The organism is Anaeromusa acidaminophila DSM 3853 (genome assembly GCF_000374545.1).
Lineage (GTDB): Bacteria > Bacillota > Negativicutes > Anaeromusales > Anaeromusaceae > Anaeromusa > Anaeromusa acidaminophila.
Window position 1 is genome coordinate 1 of sequence record NZ_KB894610.1, and the last position, 22,593, is coordinate 22,593.

The 22,593-nt window shown below is 51.2% G+C and carries 25 protein-coding genes; 4 read left to right on the forward strand and 21 right to left on the reverse strand.

Annotation, left to right across the window (positions count from 1 at the left end; genetic code table 11):
* Positions 1-209: 209 nt before the first annotated feature.
* The 21 genes from C508_RS0115770 to C508_RS0115870 form a co-directional block, all read right to left on the reverse strand.
* Complete coding sequence (locus C508_RS0115770) at positions 210-983, reverse strand: phage portal protein (RefSeq protein ID WP_422664650.1); 774 nt, start codon at positions 981-983, stop codon at positions 210-212.
* 81 nt (positions 984-1,064) lie between these two features.
* Complete coding sequence (locus C508_RS0115775) at positions 1,065-1,373, reverse strand: type II toxin-antitoxin system RelE/ParE family toxin (protein WP_018704539.1); 309 nt, start codon at positions 1,371-1,373, stop codon at positions 1,065-1,067.
* Entirely contained in the window at positions 1,366-1,626 is a 261-nt protein-coding gene (locus tag C508_RS0115780) for a type II toxin-antitoxin system prevent-host-death family antitoxin (protein WP_018704540.1), read from the reverse strand. The genes C508_RS0115775 and C508_RS0115780 overlap by 8 nt, the downstream gene beginning before the upstream one ends.
* 73 nt (positions 1,627-1,699) lie before the next feature.
* Positions 1,700-3,307: a terminase large subunit gene (locus tag C508_RS0115785; RefSeq protein WP_018704541.1), complete on the reverse strand. Its 1,608-nt coding sequence runs from the start codon at positions 3,305-3,307 to the stop codon at positions 1,700-1,702.
* Between the two features lie 74 nt (positions 3,308-3,381).
* A complete protein-coding gene (locus C508_RS0115790) occupies positions 3,382-3,615 on the reverse strand; it encodes a DUF4314 domain-containing protein (RefSeq protein ID WP_018704542.1) in 234 nt (77 codons plus the stop codon).
* A complete protein-coding gene (locus tag C508_RS20580) occupies positions 3,602-4,453 on the reverse strand; it encodes a hypothetical protein (protein WP_018704543.1) in 852 nt (283 codons plus the stop codon). Before C508_RS20580 ends, C508_RS0115790 begins: the two co-directional genes overlap by 14 nt.
* Positions 4,454-4,574: 121 nt before the next feature.
* Positions 4,575-5,831 carry a site-specific DNA-methyltransferase gene (locus tag C508_RS0115800; RefSeq protein WP_018704544.1) on the reverse strand — a complete coding sequence of 419 codons (1,257 nt, stop codon included), beginning with the start codon at positions 5,829-5,831 and terminating at the stop codon, positions 4,575-4,577.
* Between the two features lie 3 nt (positions 5,832-5,834).
* Positions 5,835-6,335 carry a hypothetical protein gene (locus C508_RS0115805; RefSeq protein ID WP_018704545.1) on the reverse strand — a complete coding sequence of 167 codons (501 nt, stop codon included), beginning with the start codon at positions 6,333-6,335 and terminating at the stop codon, positions 5,835-5,837.
* Positions 6,336-6,461: 126 nt separating this feature from the next.
* Positions 6,462-6,812, reverse strand: coding sequence for an HNH endonuclease signature motif containing protein (locus C508_RS0115810; RefSeq protein WP_018704546.1), 351 nt, complete (start codon positions 6,810-6,812; stop codon positions 6,462-6,464).
* Positions 6,813-7,008: 196 nt separating this feature from the next.
* Positions 7,009-7,455: a DUF1492 domain-containing protein gene (locus C508_RS0115815; protein ID WP_018704547.1), complete on the reverse strand. Its 447-nt coding sequence runs from the start codon at positions 7,453-7,455 to the stop codon at positions 7,009-7,011.
* Positions 7,452-8,876 carry a DEAD/DEAH box helicase gene (locus tag C508_RS0115820; RefSeq protein ID WP_018704548.1) on the reverse strand — a complete coding sequence of 475 codons (1,425 nt, stop codon included), beginning with the start codon at positions 8,874-8,876 and terminating at the stop codon, positions 7,452-7,454. Before C508_RS0115820 ends, C508_RS0115815 begins: the two co-directional genes overlap by 4 nt.
* Entirely contained in the window at positions 8,857-9,138 is a 282-nt protein-coding gene (locus tag C508_RS0115825; protein ID WP_026319571.1) for a VRR-NUC domain-containing protein, read from the reverse strand. The genes C508_RS0115820 and C508_RS0115825 overlap by 20 nt, the downstream gene beginning before the upstream one ends.
* Before the next feature lie 246 nt (positions 9,139-9,384).
* Positions 9,385-11,733: a virulence-associated E family protein gene (locus C508_RS0115830; RefSeq protein ID WP_018704550.1), complete on the reverse strand. Its 2,349-nt coding sequence runs from the start codon at positions 11,731-11,733 to the stop codon at positions 9,385-9,387.
* Positions 11,726-12,148 (reverse strand): DUF7768 domain-containing protein, encoded by a 423-nt coding sequence (locus C508_RS0115835; protein WP_018704551.1) that lies wholly within the window; start codon positions 12,146-12,148, stop codon positions 11,726-11,728. The genes C508_RS0115830 and C508_RS0115835 overlap by 8 nt, the downstream gene beginning before the upstream one ends.
* A complete protein-coding gene (locus C508_RS0115840) occupies positions 12,135-12,923 on the reverse strand; it encodes a phage antirepressor (protein WP_018704552.1) in 789 nt (262 codons plus the stop codon). The genes C508_RS0115835 and C508_RS0115840 overlap by 14 nt, the downstream gene beginning before the upstream one ends.
* A gap of 89 nt (positions 12,924-13,012) precedes the next feature.
* Positions 13,013-15,007: a DNA polymerase gene (locus tag C508_RS0115845; RefSeq protein WP_018704553.1), complete on the reverse strand. Its 1,995-nt coding sequence runs from the start codon at positions 15,005-15,007 to the stop codon at positions 13,013-13,015.
* Positions 15,008-15,072: 65 nt separating this feature from the next.
* Complete coding sequence (locus C508_RS0115850) at positions 15,073-15,663, reverse strand: ssDNA-binding protein (RefSeq protein ID WP_018704554.1); 591 nt, start codon at positions 15,661-15,663, stop codon at positions 15,073-15,075.
* Positions 15,656-16,789, reverse strand: coding sequence for a DUF2800 domain-containing protein (locus C508_RS0115855; protein ID WP_018704555.1), 1,134 nt, complete (start codon positions 16,787-16,789; stop codon positions 15,656-15,658). The genes C508_RS0115850 and C508_RS0115855 overlap by 8 nt, the downstream gene beginning before the upstream one ends.
* Positions 16,782-17,183: a hypothetical protein gene (locus tag C508_RS0115860; RefSeq protein WP_018704556.1), complete on the reverse strand. Its 402-nt coding sequence runs from the start codon at positions 17,181-17,183 to the stop codon at positions 16,782-16,784. The genes C508_RS0115855 and C508_RS0115860 overlap by 8 nt, the downstream gene beginning before the upstream one ends.
* Positions 17,167-17,349: a hypothetical protein gene (locus C508_RS0115865; protein WP_018704557.1), complete on the reverse strand. Its 183-nt coding sequence runs from the start codon at positions 17,347-17,349 to the stop codon at positions 17,167-17,169. Before C508_RS0115865 ends, C508_RS0115860 begins: the two co-directional genes overlap by 17 nt.
* A gap of 81 nt (positions 17,350-17,430) precedes the next feature.
* Positions 17,431-18,138 carry a sigma-70 RNA polymerase sigma factor region 4 domain-containing protein gene (locus tag C508_RS0115870; protein ID WP_018704558.1) on the reverse strand — a complete coding sequence of 236 codons (708 nt, stop codon included), beginning with the start codon at positions 18,136-18,138 and terminating at the stop codon, positions 17,431-17,433.
* A 341-nt stretch (positions 18,139-18,479) separates the two neighbouring features.
* On the opposite strand from C508_RS0115870, the gene C508_RS18960 reads away from it, so the two are divergent.
* The 4 genes from C508_RS18960 to C508_RS0115890 all read left to right on the forward strand — a co-directional run bounded on the left by C508_RS18960 (position 18,480) and on the right by C508_RS0115890 (position 22,581).
* Positions 18,480-21,029, forward strand: a complete 2,550-nt coding sequence (locus C508_RS18960; RefSeq protein ID WP_018704559.1) for an NACHT domain-containing protein — start codon at positions 18,480-18,482, stop codon at positions 21,027-21,029.
* Between the two features lie 136 nt (positions 21,030-21,165).
* Positions 21,166-21,357 carry a helix-turn-helix domain-containing protein gene (locus tag C508_RS0115880; RefSeq protein ID WP_018704560.1) on the forward strand — a complete coding sequence of 64 codons (192 nt, stop codon included), beginning with the start codon at positions 21,166-21,168 and terminating at the stop codon, positions 21,355-21,357.
* Between the two features lie 50 nt (positions 21,358-21,407).
* A complete protein-coding gene (locus C508_RS0115885; RefSeq protein ID WP_018704561.1) occupies positions 21,408-22,013 on the forward strand; it encodes a DUF1819 family protein in 606 nt (201 codons plus the stop codon).
* 10 nt (positions 22,014-22,023) lie between these two features.
* Positions 22,024-22,581 (forward strand): DUF1788 domain-containing protein, encoded by a 558-nt coding sequence (locus C508_RS0115890; RefSeq protein ID WP_018704562.1) that lies wholly within the window; start codon positions 22,024-22,026, stop codon positions 22,579-22,581.
* Positions 22,582-22,593 lie beyond the last annotated feature (12 nt).

A 22,593-nucleotide genomic window follows, 5' to 3' on the forward strand; every position in this document is an offset into this window, starting at 1 on the left:
TATTTTCCCAATCCCCCTTAGAAATGGACACTCAAACCTTGCGTTCACCAAACTCAGGTTAAACCTCATATCCGGTTGCCATTGCGGTTCTAGTCGTGCCCTTTAGCCTTTGGGCAACTTACCGCTTTTCTGCCGTACTCTGTTCCCGTGTCAGCTTTCGCCTTTCGGTTAGGCAGATTGGCTCACCCATGATTGTGGGTGGTAGTTCCTTATCCTACTTTTAATGACGCCCTATCTGGGCGTACGCCTTCTTCCAAGACGGCCACCCTGTGAGCATTACTGCTGCCCTGATACACGGCGTTCCAGCTCTCCCGGATGCGCGCCGGGTCTTTGACAACTCCAGGATGCTCCAATACTCCACCAGGATTAGCCCCATTGGCGAAAAACTTAGCGCCGTATTCCTCGGTGGCAATCGCCATTCCGATGGCATTTTTAGCCATAGCAATGGGCGAGTAGCCGATAAGCCCGTCAAAGCCTAGCCCCGGAATATGGAGCACTTCGTAATTGCGCAATATAAATATCTGGCCATCTTTTTCATATTGGTAGTATAGGATTCCCTGATCCGTCCGGTTAACCAGCATTTTGTTTGGCAAAAGCGGGTACAACCCGACCACTCTGCCCCGCCCGTCCCGAATGATCTGCGCATAGGCATTGCCCCATAATAAAAGATGACCCATCAGTGTTTCGCGAAACACGAATGAGGTCATCTCGGGGTTTGGCTCGCTATGGAGCCGATAGTATATGGGATGGTCGATGGCTTTTTCTTTGCCGTTGGCTGTATAACGATATGTGTGCATCGGCAAAGAAGCAATTGTCTCCGCTAGGATTCTAACGCAAGCATAGACTGCTGTGGTTTGCAGCGCCGTTCGCTCATTTACCGTCTTGCCGCTGGAGCTTGAGCCAAAGAAAAAGCTGTAAGCGCTGCCCCAGAAGCTGTTTTGCGGACTGGCTCTTGTTTGAAAAAATCTTGATAGAAATGGAATTTTCATGAGTCACCTCCTAAAAATGGGCATGAAAAAAGCACCTGTAAATAAATACAGATGCTTTAAAGCGCTTATAATACATCATATTAACTTCGTGTAATCCTGCGCACCATAGAAAAAACGCATAATACTAACCGTTTTAGACTCTTCACTGATTTTATACACAAGCACGTAATTCTTAATTACCGCTTTCCGGTACCCTTCTTCCCCCAGCCGCCTATCTTGGCACCGTTCGTACATCATCGGGGTACTTTTCAAAAATCCGTAACAAGCTGTCACTTCATCAAGAAAATCTCCAGCTGCTTTAGAGTTGGACAATTGTACGACGATGTACGAAACAATGCGATCCAAGTCTTGATGTGCAAGTTCTGTTATGACCAGCTTATACATTATATTTTTCTCTTAGGCTTTTTAACGAACTGTCACCATCAAGCATTTTTCCTTCTGCTTGTTGTTTTTCAGCTTCAGCAAGTTTGCTATAAACATCAAGCATAGCCATCTTCTCTTCGTACATTTTTATGCTCATGATTACCATGTCTCCATAACCGTTTTTCGTAACAAAAATAGGTTCGTTGGCTGCGTGGCACCTTTGTGATATTTCGCTGGTATTTTTCAAATCCCGAATCGGAATGATTTGTGGCATAATCATCAGCCCCCTTTATGGCTTAATTATACCACAATTATACCGCAATGCTCAACGATTACATATTTGAAAATTACACAAACAAAATCCCTCTTTCGTCATAAACGCTTTCGACAACTCCTCCGCCAATGGTAGCTCTTGCAAGCCCCATGACAAGCGCAACCACGCCATCAATCTTTTCAGTAGATTTCTTTTTGTTGGGTTTGATGTTGCCCGCTGCGTCCTGATCAACGATGACGTTCGCCATGTTCCAGTCGAGTACAGGATGGCGGCCGTGTCGAATCCGGCCTTCCATAACGAACTGATAAAAGTCCTTTGATGGAGGCGACATCGATATAAAGCCTTGACCAAAAGGAAATACCACAAAGCCGTGTTCGGCTCCCAGTTCCTCAAGATCTCGACGTATTTTCTCCGCCCCATAGCGATCATAGGCAATCTCACGGATGCGGAAACGCTCCGTAAGCTTGGCGATGAACGCCACGATGTAGTCGTAGTCCACGACATTGCCCTCGGTGGTGTTGAACACGCCCATCTTCTTCCACACGGCATACGGAACGTGATCGCGGCGCGTGCGCAAGTCAATCACATCCTCCGGCAGCCAATAGAACGGCAAGATTGTGTACTTCGTGTCGCCCGGTCCGGGTGGAAATACCAGAACAAGCGCGGTCAAGTCACCTGTAGAAGACAAATCCAGGCCACAGTAGCATTCACGCCCCTCGTAGTCCTCCGGATTCAAATTCTCACCGCAGACATCCCATTTGTCCATCGGCATCCACCTAATATCGGCGTTGCACCACTCATTTAAGCGAAACTGCCGAAAGTGCATCTCCTCGGCGGGATTCTGTTTGGCTTGTTCATAGGCAGCTTGCACCGTCTCCATGGGAATGGTCACGCCGATAGATGGGTTTACGCGCCGCCATATGCGCTCATCCTCCCAGTCGTCATCTTCTTCAATGCCGAAAACGGCGGGGTAAAAGGCTGGATCTATTTTCGATCCGTCCATCACCGCCTTCGCCTTGCAGTGAATTTCATAGCAAATCGAGGTTTTATCGCGCCCCGCCGTGGTAATAAGAAAGTAAAGAGGTTGCCGCCTGGCGTCGCCTGTGTACTTGGTCATGGTATCGAATAATTCACGGGTCTGCTGGGCGAACAGTTCGTCGAAGATAAGCCCGGATACGTTGAAGCCCTGCTTGGATTTCGTTTCTGAGGACAGCACCCGATAGAAGCTATTCGTATGGGGAAAGATGATCCGCTTGGTGGAGGGTATGAGTTTGGATAGATTTCGCAAATCGCCGCACTGCTCCACCATAGCCTTGGCGGTATTGAACACGATGCTCGCCTGGTTGATATCTGCGGCGCAAGAATAGACCTCTGCGCCTGCTTCGCCGTCAGCAAACAGAAGATACAGGGCGATCGCCGCTGCAAGCTCCGACTTGCCGTTTTTCTTGCCGACCTCAACGTAGGCGGTACGAAACTGCCGATAACCGTCCGCATCCACAATGCCGAAAATGTCTCTAATAATCTGCTCTTGCCACGGCATCAGGTGGAATGGCTTCCCGTACCACTCGCCTGTGGTATGCTTGAGCATTTGAATGAAGCCCACCGCAAAGTCGGCTCTGCGCTTATCGTAGTGACTTGTCGGCAGCATCAGTTTTGTCGGCGTATATTTGTAAGCGCCCATCAATGAACCTCCCTTTACGGCAATAAAAAAAGGCCTCCGTATGGGAAGCCTTGAAAATATCAGACGGCAAAGCTCTACACTTTGCGGAAGCTGTCAATGTTGGGAATAAGGCTTAATTGGCTGCCCGAATCCCAGGCCATGCCGATTTGCCCCGCGTCCTCCACGAAGCCCACCGTGCCGCGGTCACCAGCCCTTAGCGTAGAATACGGGTCGTCCATTGCAATTAATTCGAGCCTCGTCCCCTTTGGATATTGCTTTCGTATCCGTTCGACCTGCTCTCGTGTGGGAAATCCGTTATGCTTGCTCATCAGCCTGGCCTCCGTTTCTGCGACTTGCCTGCATGGCGGCGTAACTTGCGTTATTCGGAAAACTCGCGTTGCCGGAAAGGTTGCGGCAGAGCCATTTCCTTACCGCACCGAACTCCCCGCCGTTCATTCCAAGGCGTACCAGGAACGTTCGCATGGCAAATTTTTCACTCTCCACCTCCCGCTCCGCCGCCGTTACCCGCTGGTGTTTCTTGGCGTAGTTGACAAAGGCGGTGGAAAGTTGGCTATAAAATATCCCTACACCGGCTTCTTCCGAGTAGGGATATAAAAACTGGAGCGTTTCGCCGTTGTCATGAACCGAGAGCGGTCTGCCGAGCGCCTTGGTCAGCAGCATTCGTTTGCTCTCGACCAATTTCAAGAGGTTCTGCACCTTTGCGTCGGTCAATCCGCTTTTGGGAATCTCGATCGCAAAGGCATCGCAAGCGGAGACGCTAAAATCCGCTTGGCCGGTGAAAGATTCAGGGCAGTCGTCCGCCTGCATTCCATTTTCACCTTGAACATCCTCACGGCGTTCTTTGCCAAGCCCCAGTTCCTCTCGTTCGGTCATTTGCAGTTCCTCCAAGGAGGGCGTTGCGCCTATTTCACTCTCTTCCTCATAAGCACACTCTACCGCCTCAAAGTCGTGGAGGCCTTGAAGGTCAGCCACAAGTTCAAAGTTGTCTGCTCCCGTGAGCACCCCGTTTTTATCAATGTTGTATCCGCCCACTTCGTAGGCGAAGGTCGGCGCTCCGAGGTAATTGGTCGGGGCATTTAGCTCTTGGCTGATCGCACTTACCAGGGCTTTTCTCTTCGGACCTGTTACGTTGTAGTTGATTCTCATGGTATAAACCTCCGATTTCCTCTTGATTCCGAAGGCTTTTGGTTGCCTTCCGGTGATTACATACATCACTCTAAAAGGCTGTAATAGCAAGAGTTATTTGCAATTGGCGATGAAGCAATGTCTATTGGCGGCCGGCGACTTCTTTCACCAAATCGGCATACCGCAGCACTTCACCGTCCCGCTCGCAGGTAATGTCTTCGCCGCCATTTTGTTTGAATTCAGCGTAGCGGCGCAAAATAACCGAAGCGTATTTTTCGTCAAGCTCAAGCATATGGCAGATTCGGTCGGCTTGTTCGCAAGCGATGAGCGTACTGCCCGAACCTCCAAAGGTATCAAGGACGATGCCGTTGGCCTGGCTGCTGTTCTTTATCGGATATGCGAGTAGGTCCAGGGGCTTACTCGTGGGGTGATCGCTGTTCTTTTGGGGCTTGGCGAAGTTCCAGATGGTAGCTTCGCTGCGTCCCGCGTACCATTTGTGCGTTCCTGTTTTGAGCCAGCCATAGAGAATCGGCTCGTGTTGCCATTGATACGGCGAGCGTCCCATGACAAAGCTGTCCTTGGCCCAAATGCAAGTGCCGCTAAGATGAAAGCCTGCTTCGCGGAAGGCCCGCCGGAAGTTTTCACCCTCGGTATCAGCATGAAAGATATACGCCGAGCCGCCGCTTTCCAGATTGTCCGCCAAGCTGCGAAACGCCGCGAGCAGGAAGCTGTAAAACGGCTCCGATTTTTGGCTGTCGTTTTTTATCTTCAGCCCGCTCGCTGACTCAAAGCCCACGTTGTACGGCGGATCGGTCAGAACAAGGTTCGCCTTGCGACCATCCATCAGCTTTTTCACAGTATCGGCGTCGGTGGCGTCACCGCATATCAGTCTGTGCCGACCGAGGGTCCAAACATCGCCGGATAACACAAACGCCGCCTGTTCAAGGGCGGCGGTAAGATCAAAGTCGTCGTCTTGCACATCTTCGCCATCGGCGGCGAAGAGTTTCTCAATTTCGTCCAAACCAAAGCCAGTGAGTTCAAGGTCAAAACCGAGGTCTTTCAACTCTCCGAATTCGAGAGCCAAAAGCTGCTCATCCCAGCCGGCGTTTAAGGCTAGTCGGTTATCGGCGAGGATGTAAGCGCGTTTTTGCGCGTCCGTCAGGTGCTCTGCAAACACGCATGGCACTTGCGTTACGCCTTCGGCTTTGGCGGCAAGCACCCGTCCGTGTCCTGCGATGATGTTCAAATCTTTATCCACGATGATGGGATTAACGAATCCAAACTCGCGGAGCGAAGAGCGCAGCTGCAAAATCTGCTCCTTGCTGTGGGTCCGGGCGTTCCTTGCGTATGGGATAAGGAGATCAATATCTACCTTTTCAAATCGCTCTGTGGTCTGCATAAATTAAAACCCCCTGTTTGTAAGCAGTTCCAAGAAGGCGTTCTTCTCTTCGTTCTGATTGCCGCTATATCGATTGATGATTTGCATAATCAGGTTGAAGTCGGCTTGCATGGCCTTATAATACCCTTGCCCCGCTGTGACATACGGTGAGAGCTTCAGCTCCTTGGTCATGCGTCCGATTTTGCGGTTCATCGCTTCGCAGGCGAGAAAGCCCTGCCTGTTCAGCACGTAATCCGTTATCGTCTGCGGAGCGACCAAGCCGTCACAGCCGCGCGCCGCAATGTATTCTTCGATCTCTGCTCGCAAAATGTCCGCCGCGGGAACTTCCTTTTCGCATTCCTTCATCGCCATGGAAAAGTAGTCTGCCATGACATTTTGCGATGTGATCTTTTTGACGACCGGTTTCAAAATAGCCGCCTTGGCCGTAGCTTTGCCTTCAAGCTTCTTGTCGATGGGATGTTTCCGAGGACGGCCTGCCCCCGGACGGTAGCCGCCGCTGGGCATAAGCGTCACCTCGTTTTGATTTTGATTTTTTGATTTTTGATTTTTGAAAAACTCACGCGCAAGGCCGGGCGCGCTCTCCCACTAAAAAGCGGTAGAGAATCAAACCGCCCCTCCCTTTTCAAACAATCAAAAATAGTCGCCTTGCTTGGCGTGCAGTCGGCTATGACATTCTTGGCAGAGTGCCATCAGGTTGACCCACTCGTTCTTGCCGCCATCCGCTAACTTCTTCTTATGATGAACCATCTGCGCCGGCGTAAGCCTGCCGGCTTTCTTGCACAACTCACAAAGAGGATTCGCGGCTAGAAACGCCGCCCGAAGCCTCGCCCAAGACCTGCCGTAGCGTTTGCTCGTGACAGGATCGCGTTCAAATTGGTTGTAGCGTTTGGCTTCCTCCTTCGCGTGTTCCTCGCAGTACCGTCTGTTTGTCAGCTTGCGGCAGCCAGGGTGAACACAGGGTTTCTTCGCTTTGTATGGCACGATGGCCACCTCCTTCGGGGCACAACAAAAGCCCCGCAGGATGGCTCCCGCGAGGCTCGTTTTAGTTTACTTTCGCTATGATACACTATATCACGTTTACCCTTGGACAAACAGAGACTTTTCCGGACATCTTTAGGACCTTCCCGCAACCCCTTCCGACACGTTTGGCGGGCCGCTCGTGCTGGCTTTATCGACTTTAGCTCCCATCGCAGTCGCCCTTTCGCAAAATAGCATCGACTTGCTCTAAGGCGTAGCCATGCATCCGTGTTACCTGCCGATAGACATAGCCCAGTTCGGCGGCGACCTCTTCCCACGTTTTCATGCATAAATACTTGAGTTCCAAAAGCGACTGGTACTCGGGGCGCTCCACCCGTTTAATGACTGCCATCACTTCTTGCTTGGTGTTGATGAGTTCGTCGATGTCGGCGTTTATTTCCGATTCCAATTCCATCATTTTGCAGATAACCGCCTCCATCCGATGCGTGTTGGGCGTGGCACTTCTCGGCATATCGGATAAGGTAGCCGTGGCTTTGGTCGCAAGTTCGCGAAGCGACTGCACCTGCTCGAGCTTGGAATTAATCCTCTGGTTAATGTGCCGCGCCTGTTGCAGGAATTCTTTTGCCGATACGGATTTAGGCTTCATAACGCACCTCCGATTTTTAAAATACCTTCCCTCGGATTGGCGCTTTTCGACTCCAAAGATTGTCTCAAGTTTACTTTGACTGCGGCAATCAGGTTGGCTTGGGTTTTATCCTTCTTCGATAGCGCCGCCATAATCTGCGCGTCGATGGTGCCCTCGGTCAGGATATGGTGGATGACGACGGTTGCGGCTGACTGACCCTGCCGCCAAAGGCGGGCATTGGTCTGCTGATATAATTCCAGGCTCCATGTCAAACCGTACCATATCAACGTGCTGCCTCCGCCTTGAAGGTTCAAGCCATGTCCTGCCGAAGCAGGGTGGATTAAAGCTACCGGCAGTTCACCGTTGTTCCACTTCATGAGGGTATCGGGCTTATCGAGATGGGCGAAGGGGATGCGCAGCGTTTGCAGACGCTCGGCAATCCTTGCTTTATCGTGCTGATACCAGTAGGCAACCAACACCGGCTTGCCGTTTGCCTGTTCAATAAGGTCTTCTAGTTCATCCAGTTTCCGGTCATGGATTTCAACAACCGCACCTTCGTCGCCATAGACCGCCCCGTTTGCCATCTGGCACAGCTTACCGCTCAAGGCGGCGGCATTAGAAGCAGTCACTTCGCCGCTACTCAAGGTGAGCACGAGATCGCGTTTCAATTCCTCGTACCGCTCCCGCTCCGGTTTCGATAATCTCACCTTGTGCTGCACCGATAGAAGTTCCGGCATCTCTAGGTGATCCGTAGACTTCATGCTGATGGTGATGTCGGCGATTTTGTCGTATATCCGTTGTTCAGCATCCGGCAGAGGTTTATAGGTGAAGACGACTTGTCCGCTCCTTTTATCAGGAACAAAGTAGTTCGCACGATACTGCCCGATGAACCTTCCGAGGCGCTGCCCCATATCCAAAAGCCGAAACTGCGCCCACAAATCCATCAAACCGTTGCTGCTCGGAGTTCCTGTTAACCCCACAATGCGCTTCACTTTCGGGCGCGCTTTCATCAAGGACCGAAACCGCTTCGCTTGGTGGGACTTAAACGATGATAACTCGTCGATCACCACGGTATCAAAGTCGAAGGGCAGTCCGCTTTTTTCAATAAGCCACTCCACGTTCTCGCGGTTAATGATGTAGATGTCGGCCCTTTTCCCTAGTGCCGCCTTGCGCTCGGCTTCCGTCCCAACCACCACGGAAAACCGCAAGCCGAAGAGGTGTTCCCATTTTTGCAGTTCCGCCGGCCAAGTGTCGCGGGCGACGCGAAGAGGGGCGATAACCAGAATGCGATGGGCTTCAAAGCTGTCGAACAGCAGATTGTTTATGGCGCTGAGCGTTATCGCGGTCTTACCTAGTCCCATATCCAAAAGCAGACAAGAAACAGGGTGCTCTTCAATGAACGCCGCAGCGTATTTCTGATAGCTATGTGGTTGATATTTCACGAAGCACCTCTTCGATCTGTCCCGCTTGATCCAGGACATATACTTTGAATCCAAGCCGCCGGAGCAGCCCATGCCTCGCCACCTGCAACGGGCGAGGCTTCTCTCCAAGGCGCTTCACTTCTACAAAGCCGCACTTTCCAGTAGGCAAAAGCACCAGACGGTCGGGCATCCCATCAAAGCCAGGACTTACAAACTTAGGCGCGATACCTCCCATTGCCTTAACCGCCGCCGTGAGCTTGCGCTCTAGTATTTTTTCTCGCATGCGCACCTCCATTTGCCCATTGCCCAGATTGCCGTTATTCCCATCGTGTCTATAAATCCTACGCGCGCATATACACGCGCCTGACCATTCCTATTCCTACCTACTACATACACAGTAAAAAGGAGTAGCTTTTTATGGGCAATAACGGCACAACGAGCCTTCTTTATAGGCGTAGTCGGGGCTTGCGACCGTGCCCATATGCTGTGCCGTAGCCTTAACTGGCACCATCGGCAAACCCCGCCTAACTTATTCCTCTCGCACATAGACCCGCTGGATGCCGTAGAGCGGGATATTCTTCTTGCCGGTCTTACCACCGGCGTACCGCACCCAACCGCCTATGCTTTTAATGATGGCTTCAATCTCGTAGGAGTCCGCTTTTTTGATGGAGTCGCGCCCACGCCCAAAGCACTCGCACCAAACCTCGATGTTACTGACCTGCTCACGGCGCACCTTGGCCTTCGCCTTTGTCGGGTCCTCAGGGGAGCGCAGGTATTCTAAGCGTCGATACAGGTCCATATCATCCCAGTTATCCGGAAGCAGGGTCTCAAGGTACGCTGCCACCAAGCCTTCGCGGTCATCGTTTTCCATGGCATTGCGCTGTTCGTCTGCCGCGAGCTCTGCCACATCGCCCTTAAGATACAGTTCCTCGCCGCTCTCAAATAGAGCGATCGCTTCGGCCCAGACTTGCTCGACTTCTTCGTCATTAAAATCCCAGGGGCGTTTCGTGCCGCCACCCGTGACCCGGATCGGCCAGAAGCGGCGATTGCCGGTAACGTCTCGCAGAAAGCCGCCGTCGCTATTCGTAGTGCCGATGATAATGCACTGCCTTGGGTGGCTCTCCACCACGCGCCCGTAAGAGGGGCGGTACTTATCATCAATACGGCTGGCGAAGGATTTCACGGTTTCCACGTCCATTTTCTTAATGCCCGCCATCTCGCTCAGTTCGAGCAGCCAGTTTCCCTGCAATTTTTCAGGGGCCGTTTTGTCCTTCATATCCGATATGGAAAGACTATCAGAGTACCACTCGCGCCCCAGGCGGGCGATGAGGGTGGACTTCCCAATACCCTGATTGCCGTTAAGAACAGGGATGCTGTCAAACTTGATACCGGGGCGTTTCACGCGGGCCACCGCCGCCACTAGCGTTTTGCGCGTAACCGCACGAGTGTACGGCGTGTCTTCGGCTCCCAGGTAGTCGATGAAAAGCGTATCGGCTCGTGGGGTTTGGTCCCAAGGCGGCAGCGCATCAAGGTAGTCGCGGATGGGATGGTAGGCGCGATCGTCGGCAACCTTAGTAAGTGCCAGTTCGTAGTTCCTGGCCGTGAACTCTCCGTAGCGCAAGTCCACATAGGCCACAAGCTGCGCGGTGTCGGCCTCGCGCCAAGAAGGATGCCGACGCTCCCAAGGCAGACCATAGGCATATATCTGGTTGGCGATCCGGTTAAAGCGGATGCCTGCAAGGGCTTCATCGCCCGACAGGATCAAGAGCAGATTCCCAAGCGTGTTCTCCAGTTCGCCTTGCTTGTTACGTGTCAGCCCTTTTGTCCAGTCGTCGCCGCCCGAAAAGTCTGCAGCCGCCCGTTGGCGGTGTTCTTCGAGTAGAACCGCTCCCACCGCGGCATCCTTTACCGCAAATTCACTCATCGCCTTGAACGACGCTTTTTCCTCAAGGTCTCCGAACTTATGGATACGTACAAGGTCGAAAGCGTTCAGCAGTCGGCCGCCGGCCGGATCGGAAGCGTGGTGGGAATAGGCAAATTTATCCTCGTAGACCACAACGCCGGCAAGCGAATCGGCGGCTCTATATTGATAGCGCCCTTCTACGGAAGCCGGCTCATAAAGATCAGGCAGGAACTTTTCCATCGCTGCCTCGATCCCGTAGGCGCGGCAGAACGCCCCAACCACGCCGTCCTTTTCCAGAGGGTCTTGCTGTCTGCCGATTTCCCGTTTCACAACCTCCGACTGGCGACTTGAAACAGGCCACTGACTCGCATCGCGCCAATCAACGTACATAGAAAGGTACTTATCTGGGTCTAGCGGCGCGCCAGCATTCTCCCAAAACACGAACTCCCCGTTTGAGGGGCAGGATGCCCAATACATCATGCGGTTCGCCTGATAGGTGGTGTCGTCGAAGTAGTCCATGCCGATCTCTTTGGCCACCATCCGCATCACCGCAGGATACTCATCTTCAGTGACCTCGCGCCCAAACAAGATGACAAGCCTGAACCTCGGAGTCTGCGGCATATGGCTGTGGGTAGAATAGAGGAAATACGCCGTATCCGGCAGCGCCAGTTCCACCAGGAGAGGAAAGTCCATGCCGGCGGGTATGTTGTCGGCATCGAGCGCTCCGATCCAACGACTGACCACGTTGCCGTTCTTGCGAACGCCGCCACTTAACCAGCCACCTACAAAGCCGCCGTGGTCTTTGGCGTCGTCGCGCCGTTGTTTGGCCATCTTGGGATATTCCTCGGCGGTCTCTGTGGTACGAAGCGGAGTGCGGTTGCGCTCGATTAGATAGCCCCACGTTTGCTCTTGGTTTTTATACCGTTTGTCCGTCTTGCGGTTGCAGACGGAGATTTTTACGCAGCATTCATTCATTTGCGGATTCCTCCACGCATTTACTATTGAAATAGCGGATTGGCATATTGCGTTTTTTCGCTTTTGCAATTTCTCGCTCCATGCCTTCACTGATCCGCTCGCCAAACACCCATAGCTCATCGCATTTGCCCAGCAACACCAACGCGAAGAAGATTCCCCGTTCACGGGTTTCTCTGTCATCGTCGTCCATAAACTGCGGGTAGAGAAGATGCGGCGCAAGAGGAATGCACCCCTTGCTGACCGCAAACCGGCAGTATCCCCTCGCCCGCTCCGTGTTGCGCTCCGTGTTTCCTGCAAAGGGCGAAGCAATGTAAACGAGCGGGAGGTATTGCTTCGCCCTTTCTTCGCGTTCGATCGCCGTTAGTGCTTTGTAGGCGGTCGGGTCTGGATAGCCTTCGGCGTTAAATCTTTCCATCGCCGCCCCTCCCCAGGAACAGATTGATGAAATACTGCTGTCCCTTACCGGTAACCTTGGTGGTCTTGCTGATGGTGACATGACCATCCGAGTGGGTAATGGCAGTTTCCTTGACCCGAAATAGCCCCAACTCCATGGCCCTTTGCGTCGGGGCGTTGTAGTCCGTGCCTTGGCGCTTAATGAGATAGCCTTCCTGGCGCAGTTTCTCAAACAAACGGTTTTGCCCGATTTCAATGCCGTTGCCTTTAAGAATTTTCGCCAGTTCTCCAATGAGGATGGTGCCACTCGAGACCGATACGGCATTGGCGAAGACGACCTTGGGTTCGTTTTGGGCGGCCTCCAGTTGAAGGCGCTCCTTGGCGTCGCGTTCGTCTTTTAGGGCGCTCAGCAATTTAATCCAGGCAGTGGGGTCGCTTATCATCTCTTCCAGTTTGGCGGACGTAACATACGCGCCGTGCTTGTGGATTGCAGGCAACACCTCATGTGTGATCCAGCGTTTGAACTTTTTCGCTTCGGGCTTTCGCGAGATCAGAATCACATTGTAGAGACCGCTTTCGCTAATGACCGTCACAGGTTCATTGCTGCGTGACCCTAAGTATTGTTTAGGGTCAACTTTTTGCTTCTCATCTTCGTCTAGACGGTCGGCAATCATACTAGGGTTGCTAAGTTCCAGCACATCACAGATGTCTTTGAGCACCCACCAAGGCTCACCGCCCAACTCGACGGTTCGAATTTCGATCCCCTCGTAAGAGAACACTTGCAGTCCGTTAATCATAAAGAACCTCCTGTAAATTGTATTTTCGAGAGGTTCTGTGTCCCTCTCACCTTCTTCAGACAGGAGGCACTGATTTGCGTACCAGGCCACTACTCTTTTTTATAAAATGGGCAATCGTAGCCATCGGCACAGAGTATAAGGCCCTTCGCCCAAGGCGGTGTGCGGCTCATCTTTTCACAGAGAATCTTGGTGGACATCTGGATGTCAGCTTCAATGACCATTTCGTCGTGAACATGCATAACGATGTCTGAGCACCGTTCTTGCTGCATGGCAAAGCTGAGAAGATCGCGGCTTGCGCCCTGCACAATGTTCTCCACAAATTTGGGGCCATAGCTTTCAAGGCGTTCCCACTTTTTCGTAGCTCCCACGCCTTCATAGGTCACGCAGTCCGAACCGAACTGGTTAGCGCCGATTCGCGGTTTCACATAGGCGATCCGCCGTCCCGATGGCAACGTGATAAAAAGGATGCCGCTCTGCACGCCAAAACGTATGCCATGAGTTTCTGTGACCGTTCGGTCTCGGACTGCCGTCATCGCTGCTTTATCTACGTCCCACCAGAGCCGGACGATGTTGGGGTTAGATGCTCGCCATGCCGTGACCAGCGGCTTTAACTCCTCTTCTTCTAACCCCATCTCGATCGCCCCCATCGCTTTGAGCGCGCCAACGGAGCCACCATAGCCAAGCGCCAATTCGGCTACCTTGCCTTTTTGCCGAAGAAGCGATCCTTTGGTGATTTCCTCCATCGGCACGTGAAACATCCGGCTTGCGGAGGCTTCATAAATTTGACCATGCGTCCTAAACACCTCATTGCGCCAATGCTCCCCAGCAAGCCAAGCAATGACTCGGGCTTCGATGGCCGAAAAATCCGCTACCACAAACTTCGTGCCAGGCTTAGGAATGAACGCCGTGCGTATTAACTCCGACAGCACTTCGGGCACGGAATCATGGAGCATTTCTAACGCGGCAACGTCGCCGGCACGCACCAAAGCCCGCGCCTCCTCAAGGTCCGGCAGGTGGTTCTGCGGGAGATTTTGCATTTGAATCAAACGCCCAGCCCATCTACCGGTTCGGTTGGCTCCGTAAAATTGGAACATCCCGCGAGTGCGGCCATCGGCGCAAACAGCGTTCTCTATGGCCTGATATTTTTTGACCGACGACTTTGCGAGCTGCTGCCGCAGCGACAACACCCGCCCGAGGGGTTCCGGCGCAGTCTGGAGCAGCTTTGAAACCGTCTTTTTATCGAGAGTGTCTGTTGCCAGTCCTTGGCCGGCAAGCCATCCTTTCATTTGCGCCACAGAGTTCGGGTTATCGAGTTTCGTGATTTCCTTCATCAAACAAGTAAGTTCCGCCTTAGAACGAGCGTCGGCAGCGATGGCGTTTTTGACGAGAATCCTATCCACCATCACCCCTCTGTCGTTGATTTCTTGGTCGAGAACATATTCGTCCCAGATCGAATCCGGCACAGGAAACTTTGCGAGCCGTGCTTGTATGGACCGCTCCGCTTCCACGTCCCGTTTGTTATAGGCCTTGAACGCCGCCCATTTTTCGGGGGCGTCCTTAGGGAGATTCCGTGTTCTTTGCCCATTGGCCGCGGTTGCCGCACAAGGCTTGCAAAAATATCGGATTAACTCTTTGCCCTCAGTCAGCTTCTGTTTCTCTAAGCCCATGACCGCGCCTACGCCTTCCAGGGAAAGGGGCAGCCCCACATACGCCGACCAGACCATAGAGCACCGCCACGATTCGGGACGTACGTATTTCGCTTTGCCGCGGCTCGGGGATGATACATGGTTATCAGCAAATGGGTCGAGCGCAATGCCCCGATCCGACAAATAGCGCGACAGGCAGATCCGTTCAAAGGTAGCGTTAAAGGCCCATTTTTGCACACTGCCGTCCGTCAGGGCGTCGAGGATTTCCGGCGGGAGCGTCTCTCCTTCGGTAAAGTCCACCACCTGAACCGCACCGCCGTCCACGGAATATCCAAACAGCAAAATTTCAAAGTCCTGTGCCTCGGCGTATTTGTAGACGCCGCACTTATTTAGGTCCGTAGACGAAAAGGTTTCAATATCAATGCTGATGGTTTTCATAAGCCCTCCATAACACAAAAGGGCGGCCAGTTTCCCGCCGCCCTCCGCAATCTGTGTACTCGTATTTAACTGAGGAAGTCTTCATCATCGTCGATGGCGAAATCATCCTGAGCTCTGGACTTACCGCCGAGCGGATCACCGTCGCGCAATTTCTGGATGTTGTTTAGCCCGCAGGCGATTCCCTTGTTGCCGTTGCTGTTAAAAGCGTAGAAATTGATGCTGGCTCGGGCGTATACACCGCTGTAAATCTGGGAACGCTCCAAGATGGTCTCGCAGGCGCTGTCCACAATGCCGGGCGCAGTGCCGCTGTTGGCATTGATAAAGTAGCTGTCGGCGTAGGCTTCGTCATCCGGGCGCTCCGTGTCGCCATCGCGGAGCGGGGTCTTAAGGGCGGACAACGCAGGGACGGTTTTGCCGTTTCCTTTTAGTTTCGTCTCGCCCTCGCGGTACGCCGCCTCTATCGCCGCTTTAATCTTGGCGATGGTGCGGATGTCGCTTTTGGGGATGATGAGGGACACCGAGTATTTCGGCGCGCCGCCGTTGATGGACTTCGGTTCCCACAAGTTGGCGTAAGAGAGCCTGACTTCACCGGTGATCACCTTTGTGGGGTTCGGGACAGGGTTCTGGTTTTTACGGTTCATTGTCTGATTAGCCATTGTCTTTTACCTCCATAAAATCATTTTTGGCAGTATGGATTGCCGGACGTTTATCCCCCTCCGGCACAAGGGTTGGTTTGCCTTGCGGCTTTTCGACCAGGTCTCCTAGCAGTTCGGAGAATTTGGTTTTGCCGAGAGCCTTTTCCATGGCGGTGATCCCCAGCACCTTGTGCTCGTAGGGATCGTAGCCCGCGGCTTGCACCTTCTGGGCCACCGCGTCTTCATTGACATATTTGCGGTTACTTTTGCCTTCGACAAGCTTCCAACCGAACCACCGCTTGCCGCTGAGGGCGGCTTGTAGCGCGTAGTCTTTTATATCGGAAGCCCAAGAAACAAGAGCCTCTATCCTGCCGAGGATGGATTCAATCTCGTCGTCCTCTAGCAAGGGCGGGCGTTTGAATTCCAGTTTTGCAAGCTCCAGGTTCCGCTCGGCCCGCTCTCGGCACTCATACTTTGCCTTACAAAACTGGCACCACTCGCCGCAGTGGTATTCGCCGCCACCGGCATAGGCGATTTCGGCTGTGGGCTTTAGGACTTCCTCCGCCCACTGGTAAAGGGACTCTTTAAAAACCGTGTGGGTGCTGACGTTGTTGCGGCGCGGCTGGTAGATGGTCATACGAACCTCGTTGATATCGTAGATGCCGTCGAATAATTCCAATGCTCCCAAGGCATACAGCTTCAGCTGCGGGTTGTCGGTAGCGTCAACGAGGAGCCCAGCGCCATGTTTATAGTCGCAAATGTGCAAGGTGCCATCGGCGATAATCACGCAGTCACCGGTACCAAAGCCGCCTTCCACATACTTGGAGAAGTCCAGCCGCTGCTCGATCAGCACCACCGGATCGGCACAAGACTTCTTTGCCGTCTCCACCAACTCGAGGATATAGGCGGAGTAGCCGTCGGCGCACTCGTTCATCTCCTCGGAGTAGTAGGTTAGCTTGGTGGTCGGATCTTTCGCCTTGATGCCGAGCACGGTTTTTAGCTTGTACTCGCCCAGGGTATGAGCGTCCGTGCCTTCAGCAGCATAAGCCGAACCTTTGTCTTCATATGGCTCGCATAGCCGTGCCGATGGCGGGCAGCTCAGCCAGCGGTGGCTTGAAGAAGCAGAAAGAAGCGCATGCTTACCCATCTTCTTCCTCCCCGCCCCCGATAGCGGCGGCTTCACTAAGCAGGGCTTCAAACTGCGCCGGGTCAATCTCCGACAGTTTTGCCGCGCCATGCTTTTGCAACAGTTCTCGAACCTTGGCGGTGTGACCGCGGCGGGACTTTTCTGCGAGTACGGCCCTCACCTGCTCCAAGGTGACGGGCTTGGGCTTTGGCGCGGAGGACGACTTTCTATCTGTCACTTTGCTATGGGCCGTATCGGCATGTTCCGTCTGGCCATTGCCACTCTGCGTAAACACGACTGCCGGAGCTGCGTTTGCCGCTAAGAGCGCCGTCAGGCTGTCCGCCACCGCCGCAAGAGACTGTGCGGCAGTCCGCAGTTCGCCGATACAACGGTCGATCTCACTTATCTTGCTCATCTTGGCTACCTCCGTTCTCGCTTACCTCGTCACGCCTTTGAAGCACGAGCAGCTTTTGAGCGAGGCGTTTGGACACGATGCTTATCGCGGTCAGAATGCCTGCGAGCTCCTCATTAAGACCGTCATCGCGCAACTCCCCATCTGTGTTTTGGTCCTTTGTTTCCATACTATTTACCTCCGTTTCCGGGACGCTTTGCCGCCCCTCACCCTTTACAGACGGCAAAAGGCGGTTTGCGTACCCGGCTGGTTATCCGAAAAATTCTTTCAGGGCTTCATTGTTCCGCAGAAATTCAAGAATGCGGTGCTTGCGCTTATTGACGCTCTTTGGTTCCTTCAAGCCAAGCACAGGAGCAAGTTCACGCTCCGTCTTGCCGTGCCAGAAGATGTCCTTTATAAGATCAAGGTCTTCTTGAGCGAGAGTTGCGAGCGCGGCATAGAGCGTATCGAGCAGCGCTTTTTCCTCTAGCACCGACTGGAAGTCGTTCGAGTCAGCGAGTTCAATTTGAGGTTTGGGGCCGTCCCCTTCGCCACCGTCCTCTCGCTGGAAGTGCATATCCAGTTCAACCGTGCGCCTTCGATTGGGGAGTTGACACCAGTCGCACTTCACCAAGCCGTCTGCATCGGGCTTCCATCCTTGACATTTATCTGTGCCTTTAAGAACACAGGAGCAATTTCGCTCGATGTGCTTGGCTTCACGCCAAATGAACCGCATATTGTCGCGAGCAAGATCTTCCCCCTCTTGGTTGCGAGGCAAGCGCACAACAATGCCCGCTTCCTCATCCACAAACCAACGCTGAGGAAATTTACTGCATGGGGCTTCCGCGCGGGCCAAACACTCCGCCCGTTTGACTTCGGTTTCTTGCTTGCCATCCTCCGATAAGAGGTAATACCGCATTGTATCGCCAGCTTTGGTGCGGCGAGGAATTGGCGTAGGTTTAAATGATTTTTTACTCATGCTTTTGGCTCCTTTGGTTTTCAGATTTTGGGGTTTGTCCGAACCGTGGGCGTTTTGACTTGTTGGTCCTTGTCCCTCAAGGCGGCGGCCGAACGTAAGGGGTAATGATTGGCATTGCGTTTTCCTCCGCAGCTGAATATCCTGAAATTGACAGCAGAATTTATTGGCGTTACAATGAATTGATAGGAACAATTCGCAATTGTCGGAATTCATGCAGGGCAAAAAAAAATAGCCCTTGTGATTACTCACAAGGACCATCTAAATCTTGATAGGGTTAACGTCCAGAAATGATAAGGTTAATAGCGTTAATAAGATTAATTGTTATCTACGGAGGCAAAAACATGACAAACAATCCATCCCCTGTTCTTTGCGGCGGTACATTCCTCACGCAGATTCTGCAATCAAGGAAGCCCACCGCATCGCGCCGCCAACGTACCCTCGGTGCAACTGACAGCTTCCGAGAGCCTGATGTGCTGTTCGGACTTGTAGAGCTTGTGCAGCCTGATTACATTAAACCCGCCGGCGACACGTTTAATACATATACTACCAACTACAAAAAGTGTGCCACCCTTACGCCGGATGACCTAAAATTCGAAAATAAGATGGTCGTAACGGCGTTCTTAACACGCTTGACGACAGACTACACCACTGAACTAAACAAGGCGACGGCATTTGCACGCCAGTTTATAGACATCAGCACGACTACACAGAACCACGTTCTTCTTGTCAAACGGCTAATTGAACTTATACGTGATGATATTAGCATCCCGGCTACAACCCAGTTTGCAGTGTGCAAAAACGGTTCACTTGTTGATAAGAGCAGGCTTATAGCAATAACCGAAGTCTATCTTCCTGCGTTTCTATTGAGCGTATGGAAGTTTATCGTAACGGAACGAAAAGATAACAGTATCGGAGCGGCGACTATTTCCGCTTGGCAACATCCACTGGTTCAAGGTCGCTATGCAGGTATAGATGGATCGACAATTTCACAAGAGTTGCAGGTGGAATGCGATGAATATGTCGCCCCGGTCAATTCGACCACCGAATCGCAGACTGCAGAAGAACAGGCGGCAGCAACCCTTCAAAAGTTCATAATGCCAGACGTTTATACCTATCTTCGCAACGCCGAAAACAAATACAGCACAATAAAGACCTTACTGTACAATGACCAACCAAAGCCTTTTTACGATTTTTATATATGTAATGGGATTAGATACGGGACAATGAGCAGTCGGAATGTTCGGCATCAACAAAACGTCTGCCGAATTGAAGGAGCGACCGTTGCTACCATTGCTAATCTCACAAAGTTTTCTATAATTTGCGGTACTGGCGGACTCGGAAAATCAATGATGATGCGGCATCTTATGCTGAATGCCATAGCAAATTTTGACGACCTGAAGCTGTTCCCCGTCTTTGTTCCTTTAAAAGATTATGATGAAACAGTTACCACACTGTTCGACTATACATACTCCAAAATTCGCATATTTGATAGCAGCTTTACTCCTGACCAATTTGAGCAATTACTTGTTAATGGTTCCTGCTTACTTCTGTTTGATGGATTAGATGAAATTGGAGCCGCTTACACTAAGAGGTTTGAGCGTGAACTAGAGGCATTAACGGACAATTATTCAAAAAACATGTTTGTACTTTCTTCGCGTCCGTTCCAATCTTTTGTTTCTTATGAGCGCTTTAGCTTATTGAGGCTGATGCCTTTTCATCCACGGCAAGCCATGCAATTAATAGATAGGTTGGAGTTTCGTCCCGATGAACCAGCTATAAAAAAGAAGTTTCAATCGGCTTTGGAAAAGACTCTTTTCCGTTCGCATCGTTCATTTACTGAGAATCCATTGTTATTAACAATTATGCTTTTGACCTTTGAGCAGTTTGCCGAAGTGCCTTCCAAGATGCACGTCTTCTATAGAGAAGCATTTGAGGTCCTGGCAAAGCGACATGATGCTAGCAAAGGTGCGTACAGACGCGCATTAAAAACTGGGCTGTCAGTTGACGCTTTTGCAGATTACTTTGCAGAGTTGTGTTTCCGCTCTTACAATGATGAAAAATTCGAACTGACTCCCGATGAATTTGCCGGATATTATAACGTACTCAATGTGAGGGTAACAGCAAATGATAAGAAAACCACTGCTCGCGACTTCCTTGAAGATCTCTGCTCGAATTTGTGTCTGATGTATTTCGAAGGCGATCGTTATCACTTCACTCATCGGTCATTCCAAGAATATTTCTGCGCATTGTTCTTTTCTAAACAGAAGGATAAGTTTATTGCTAAACTCGGCGACTTTTTTGAGAAACACCAACGACGTATGTACGGCGACGGTACCTTTGATATGCTGTATGACATGATTACTGAAAAAGTAGAAGAATATATTTTTCTCCCGTTTTTAACCGCGTTATTCGATAACTGCGACAGGGCCGATGGATACTGGACGTTTCTTGAAGAAATGTATCCTAGGATAACCTATTCTTCCGAGCGTGAATTCCAGTTCAGGCGTTCGCGGTTTCTTGAACCTCGTTTATTCATCTTTAGCAAAGCCCTTGAAAAAAGCGGTTTTAAAGGGGGCGCTCATTTTCTAACCGAGTTGCCTTATTATAAATCCCTCGAAGTAGAGCGACTCACCCGTATACGACAGGAAACGATCTTTAATAAACACAATGAAGAGATTGATATTGAGGAAACCGAAGAGGACGTGGGCTATGTATGCCGTTTTAATGTCGCTGAAGTCCGCCAGAATCCGGAAGAATACGTCGAACTGTTAGACGAGTTAAACGATGACAAGTTTATCTTTAAAAAGCAGTATCATGCCACCCGGCGATACTTGAAGGAACTCACCGCAAAACAAAAGACTGAGAACGACAGCCTGATTGATTTGCTGTAGTTCATGAATAAGATAAATTTCAGCCCCAGTTTTTCATACTAATTCATATCAAAATCAACAAAACAGTTGTAATTCAATATTTGATATGCTCTACTTAGATATGTTTAGTGCAAGATAGCATTAGGAGGAAAAATAAATGTCCAATGAACCTGAAAAATGGTCAAGCCTTGAAGAGATTGCCGAGCATCTCGGCGTAAGTAAAGACACCATCCGAAACTGGATTAAGAAAGGCGCCATTCCTCACCGGCGGATTGGCAAACAGTACAAGTTCAAAATTTCGGAAGTGGACTCTTGGGTAGATAGCGGCAAGAGCGCTGAGATTGAATAAAATGCCAATGACACTAATTCCATCAGCATGCAAGAAGGTGGTTAAGCATTATGGACATCACTATGCCGTACACTGGCAGCCTAACTGCGGAACAGTTTCTCTTCTACGAAATGAGGATTGTCGCCAAGCAGTACCTTGAAGGGAAACCAATCGACGAAATAGTTAAATATATAAAGAAGGACAACTTGTTCCAGTACCCGACCGAACGAAAGATATCAAAATTAGCACGAGCCTGCCACCGGAGAATCATCTCCCTGGGCAACGAGAAACTGGTCTACGAATTAGCGAATGCGCCTGTCGAAGTGGCAAAACAAATAAATCTCTATGCAATGATGCGATATAACCGCCTTACCCGCGAGTTTATGACTGATATCATCGGCGAGAAGTACCGCCAGCATGATTTCTCCTACACCAAAAAGGACATCAACGTATTTTTCTCGCGACTGCGGGAACAGAACGATAGTATCGCTTCTTGGAGCGAACAAACGATAACGAAACTGAAACAAGTACTGACCAAATGCCTGATTGAAACGGAGATGCTCGACAGCTTCCGGGCTCATAAACTGAACCCCATCTTTATCAGTGCGGAACTGGAATGCGGCATCCGCGAAAACAACGACTTGACTGCCCTCCCAGCGTTTAACTGTTTCAGATAGGAGTATGACTATGGCAGACATTAAACAAGAGTTAGATAAAATCAAAGCACGAATCTCCGATGCAAAATTCCTTGCCAACAAGGGGCTATCGAACGAGGTCGGGATACATGTCTTTACATACGCACCGCAACACGAGTTAGTCGTCAGGGATTACATTGACCGCCTTGTCAACACTCCGTCGGATGACTATCGCATCATAGAGCGGGATATGTACAAGATTCTGCTTGAGATTTTAGAAGAGAAGCGTGTGCTTGATAAAGTGCCCGATATGGAAGAAAAAAAAGGCAAGGACTACCTCCTCGCTCAGTTACAAAAAAACGCCACTGAAAAGGCATTCCTTGACAAGATGAAATATGAGCCGCACAAACATGGTGACGTGCTGTTTTTGACAGGCGTTGGAAAAGTGTATCCCTTTATGAGGTCACATAAGATGCTCGACAGTATGCAGCAGGCATTCTCGGATATACCCATTGTGATGTTTTATCCTGGAGAGTTTAACGGACAAAGCCTAATCCTGTTCAAAAAGTTCCATGACGGGAACTATTACCGGGCGTTCAACTTACTTTAACCGGAGGGAAAG

Coding starts and splice junctions, on each gene's coding strand:
- C508_RS18960 (WP_018704559.1), top strand. CDS start 18,480: ATGACAAACAATCCATCCCCTGTTCTTTGCGGCGGTACATTCCTCACG.
- C508_RS0115850 (WP_018704554.1), bottom strand. CDS start 15,663: ATGGCTAATCAGACAATGAACCGTAAAAACCAGAACCCTGTCCCGAAC.
- C508_RS0115805 (WP_018704545.1), bottom strand. CDS start 6,335: ATGCCCAGCGGCGGCTACCGTCCGGGGGCAGGCCGTCCTCGGAAACAT.
- C508_RS0115780 (WP_018704540.1), bottom strand. CDS start 1,626: ATGCCACAAATCATTCCGATTCGGGATTTGAAAAATACCAGCGAAATA.
- C508_RS0115835 (WP_018704551.1), bottom strand. CDS start 12,148: ATGGAAAGATTTAACGCCGAAGGCTATCCAGACCCGACCGCCTACAAA.
- C508_RS0115860 (WP_018704556.1), bottom strand. CDS start 17,183: ATGAGCAAGATAAGTGAGATCGACCGTTGTATCGGCGAACTGCGGACT.
- C508_RS0115815 (WP_018704547.1), bottom strand. CDS start 7,455: ATGAAGCCTAAATCCGTATCGGCAAAAGAATTCCTGCAACAGGCGCGG.
- C508_RS0115885 (WP_018704561.1), top strand. CDS start 21,408: ATGGACATCACTATGCCGTACACTGGCAGCCTAACTGCGGAACAGTTT.
- C508_RS0115845 (WP_018704553.1), bottom strand. CDS start 15,007: ATGAAAACCATCAGCATTGATATTGAAACCTTTTCGTCTACGGACCTA.
- C508_RS0115890 (WP_018704562.1), top strand. CDS start 22,024: ATGGCAGACATTAAACAAGAGTTAGATAAAATCAAAGCACGAATCTCC.
- C508_RS0115830 (WP_018704550.1), bottom strand. CDS start 11,733: ATGAATGAATGCTGCGTAAAAATCTCCGTCTGCAACCGCAAGACGGAC.
- C508_RS0115825 (WP_026319571.1), bottom strand. CDS start 9,138: ATGCGAGAAAAAATACTAGAGCGCAAGCTCACGGCGGCGGTTAAGGCA.
- C508_RS0115865 (WP_018704557.1), bottom strand. CDS start 17,349: ATGGAAACAAAGGACCAAAACACAGATGGGGAGTTGCGCGATGACGGT.
- C508_RS0115800 (WP_018704544.1), bottom strand. CDS start 5,831: ATGCAGACCACAGAGCGATTTGAAAAGGTAGATATTGATCTCCTTATC.
- C508_RS0115775 (WP_018704539.1), bottom strand. CDS start 1,373: ATGTATAAGCTGGTCATAACAGAACTTGCACATCAAGACTTGGATCGC.
- C508_RS0115855 (WP_018704555.1), bottom strand. CDS start 16,789: ATGGGTAAGCATGCGCTTCTTTCTGCTTCTTCAAGCCACCGCTGGCTG.
- C508_RS0115870 (WP_018704558.1), bottom strand. CDS start 18,138: ATGAGTAAAAAATCATTTAAACCTACGCCAATTCCTCGCCGCACCAAA.
- C508_RS20580 (WP_018704543.1), bottom strand. CDS start 4,453: ATGAGAATCAACTACAACGTAACAGGTCCGAAGAGAAAAGCCCTGGTA.
- C508_RS0115880 (WP_018704560.1), top strand. CDS start 21,166: ATGTCCAATGAACCTGAAAAATGGTCAAGCCTTGAAGAGATTGCCGAG.
- C508_RS0115790 (WP_018704542.1), bottom strand. CDS start 3,615: ATGAGCAAGCATAACGGATTTCCCACACGAGAGCAGGTCGAACGGATA.
- C508_RS0115785 (WP_018704541.1), bottom strand. CDS start 3,307: ATGGGCGCTTACAAATATACGCCGACAAAACTGATGCTGCCGACAAGT.
- C508_RS0115840 (WP_018704552.1), bottom strand. CDS start 12,923: ATGATTAACGGACTGCAAGTGTTCTCTTACGAGGGGATCGAAATTCGA.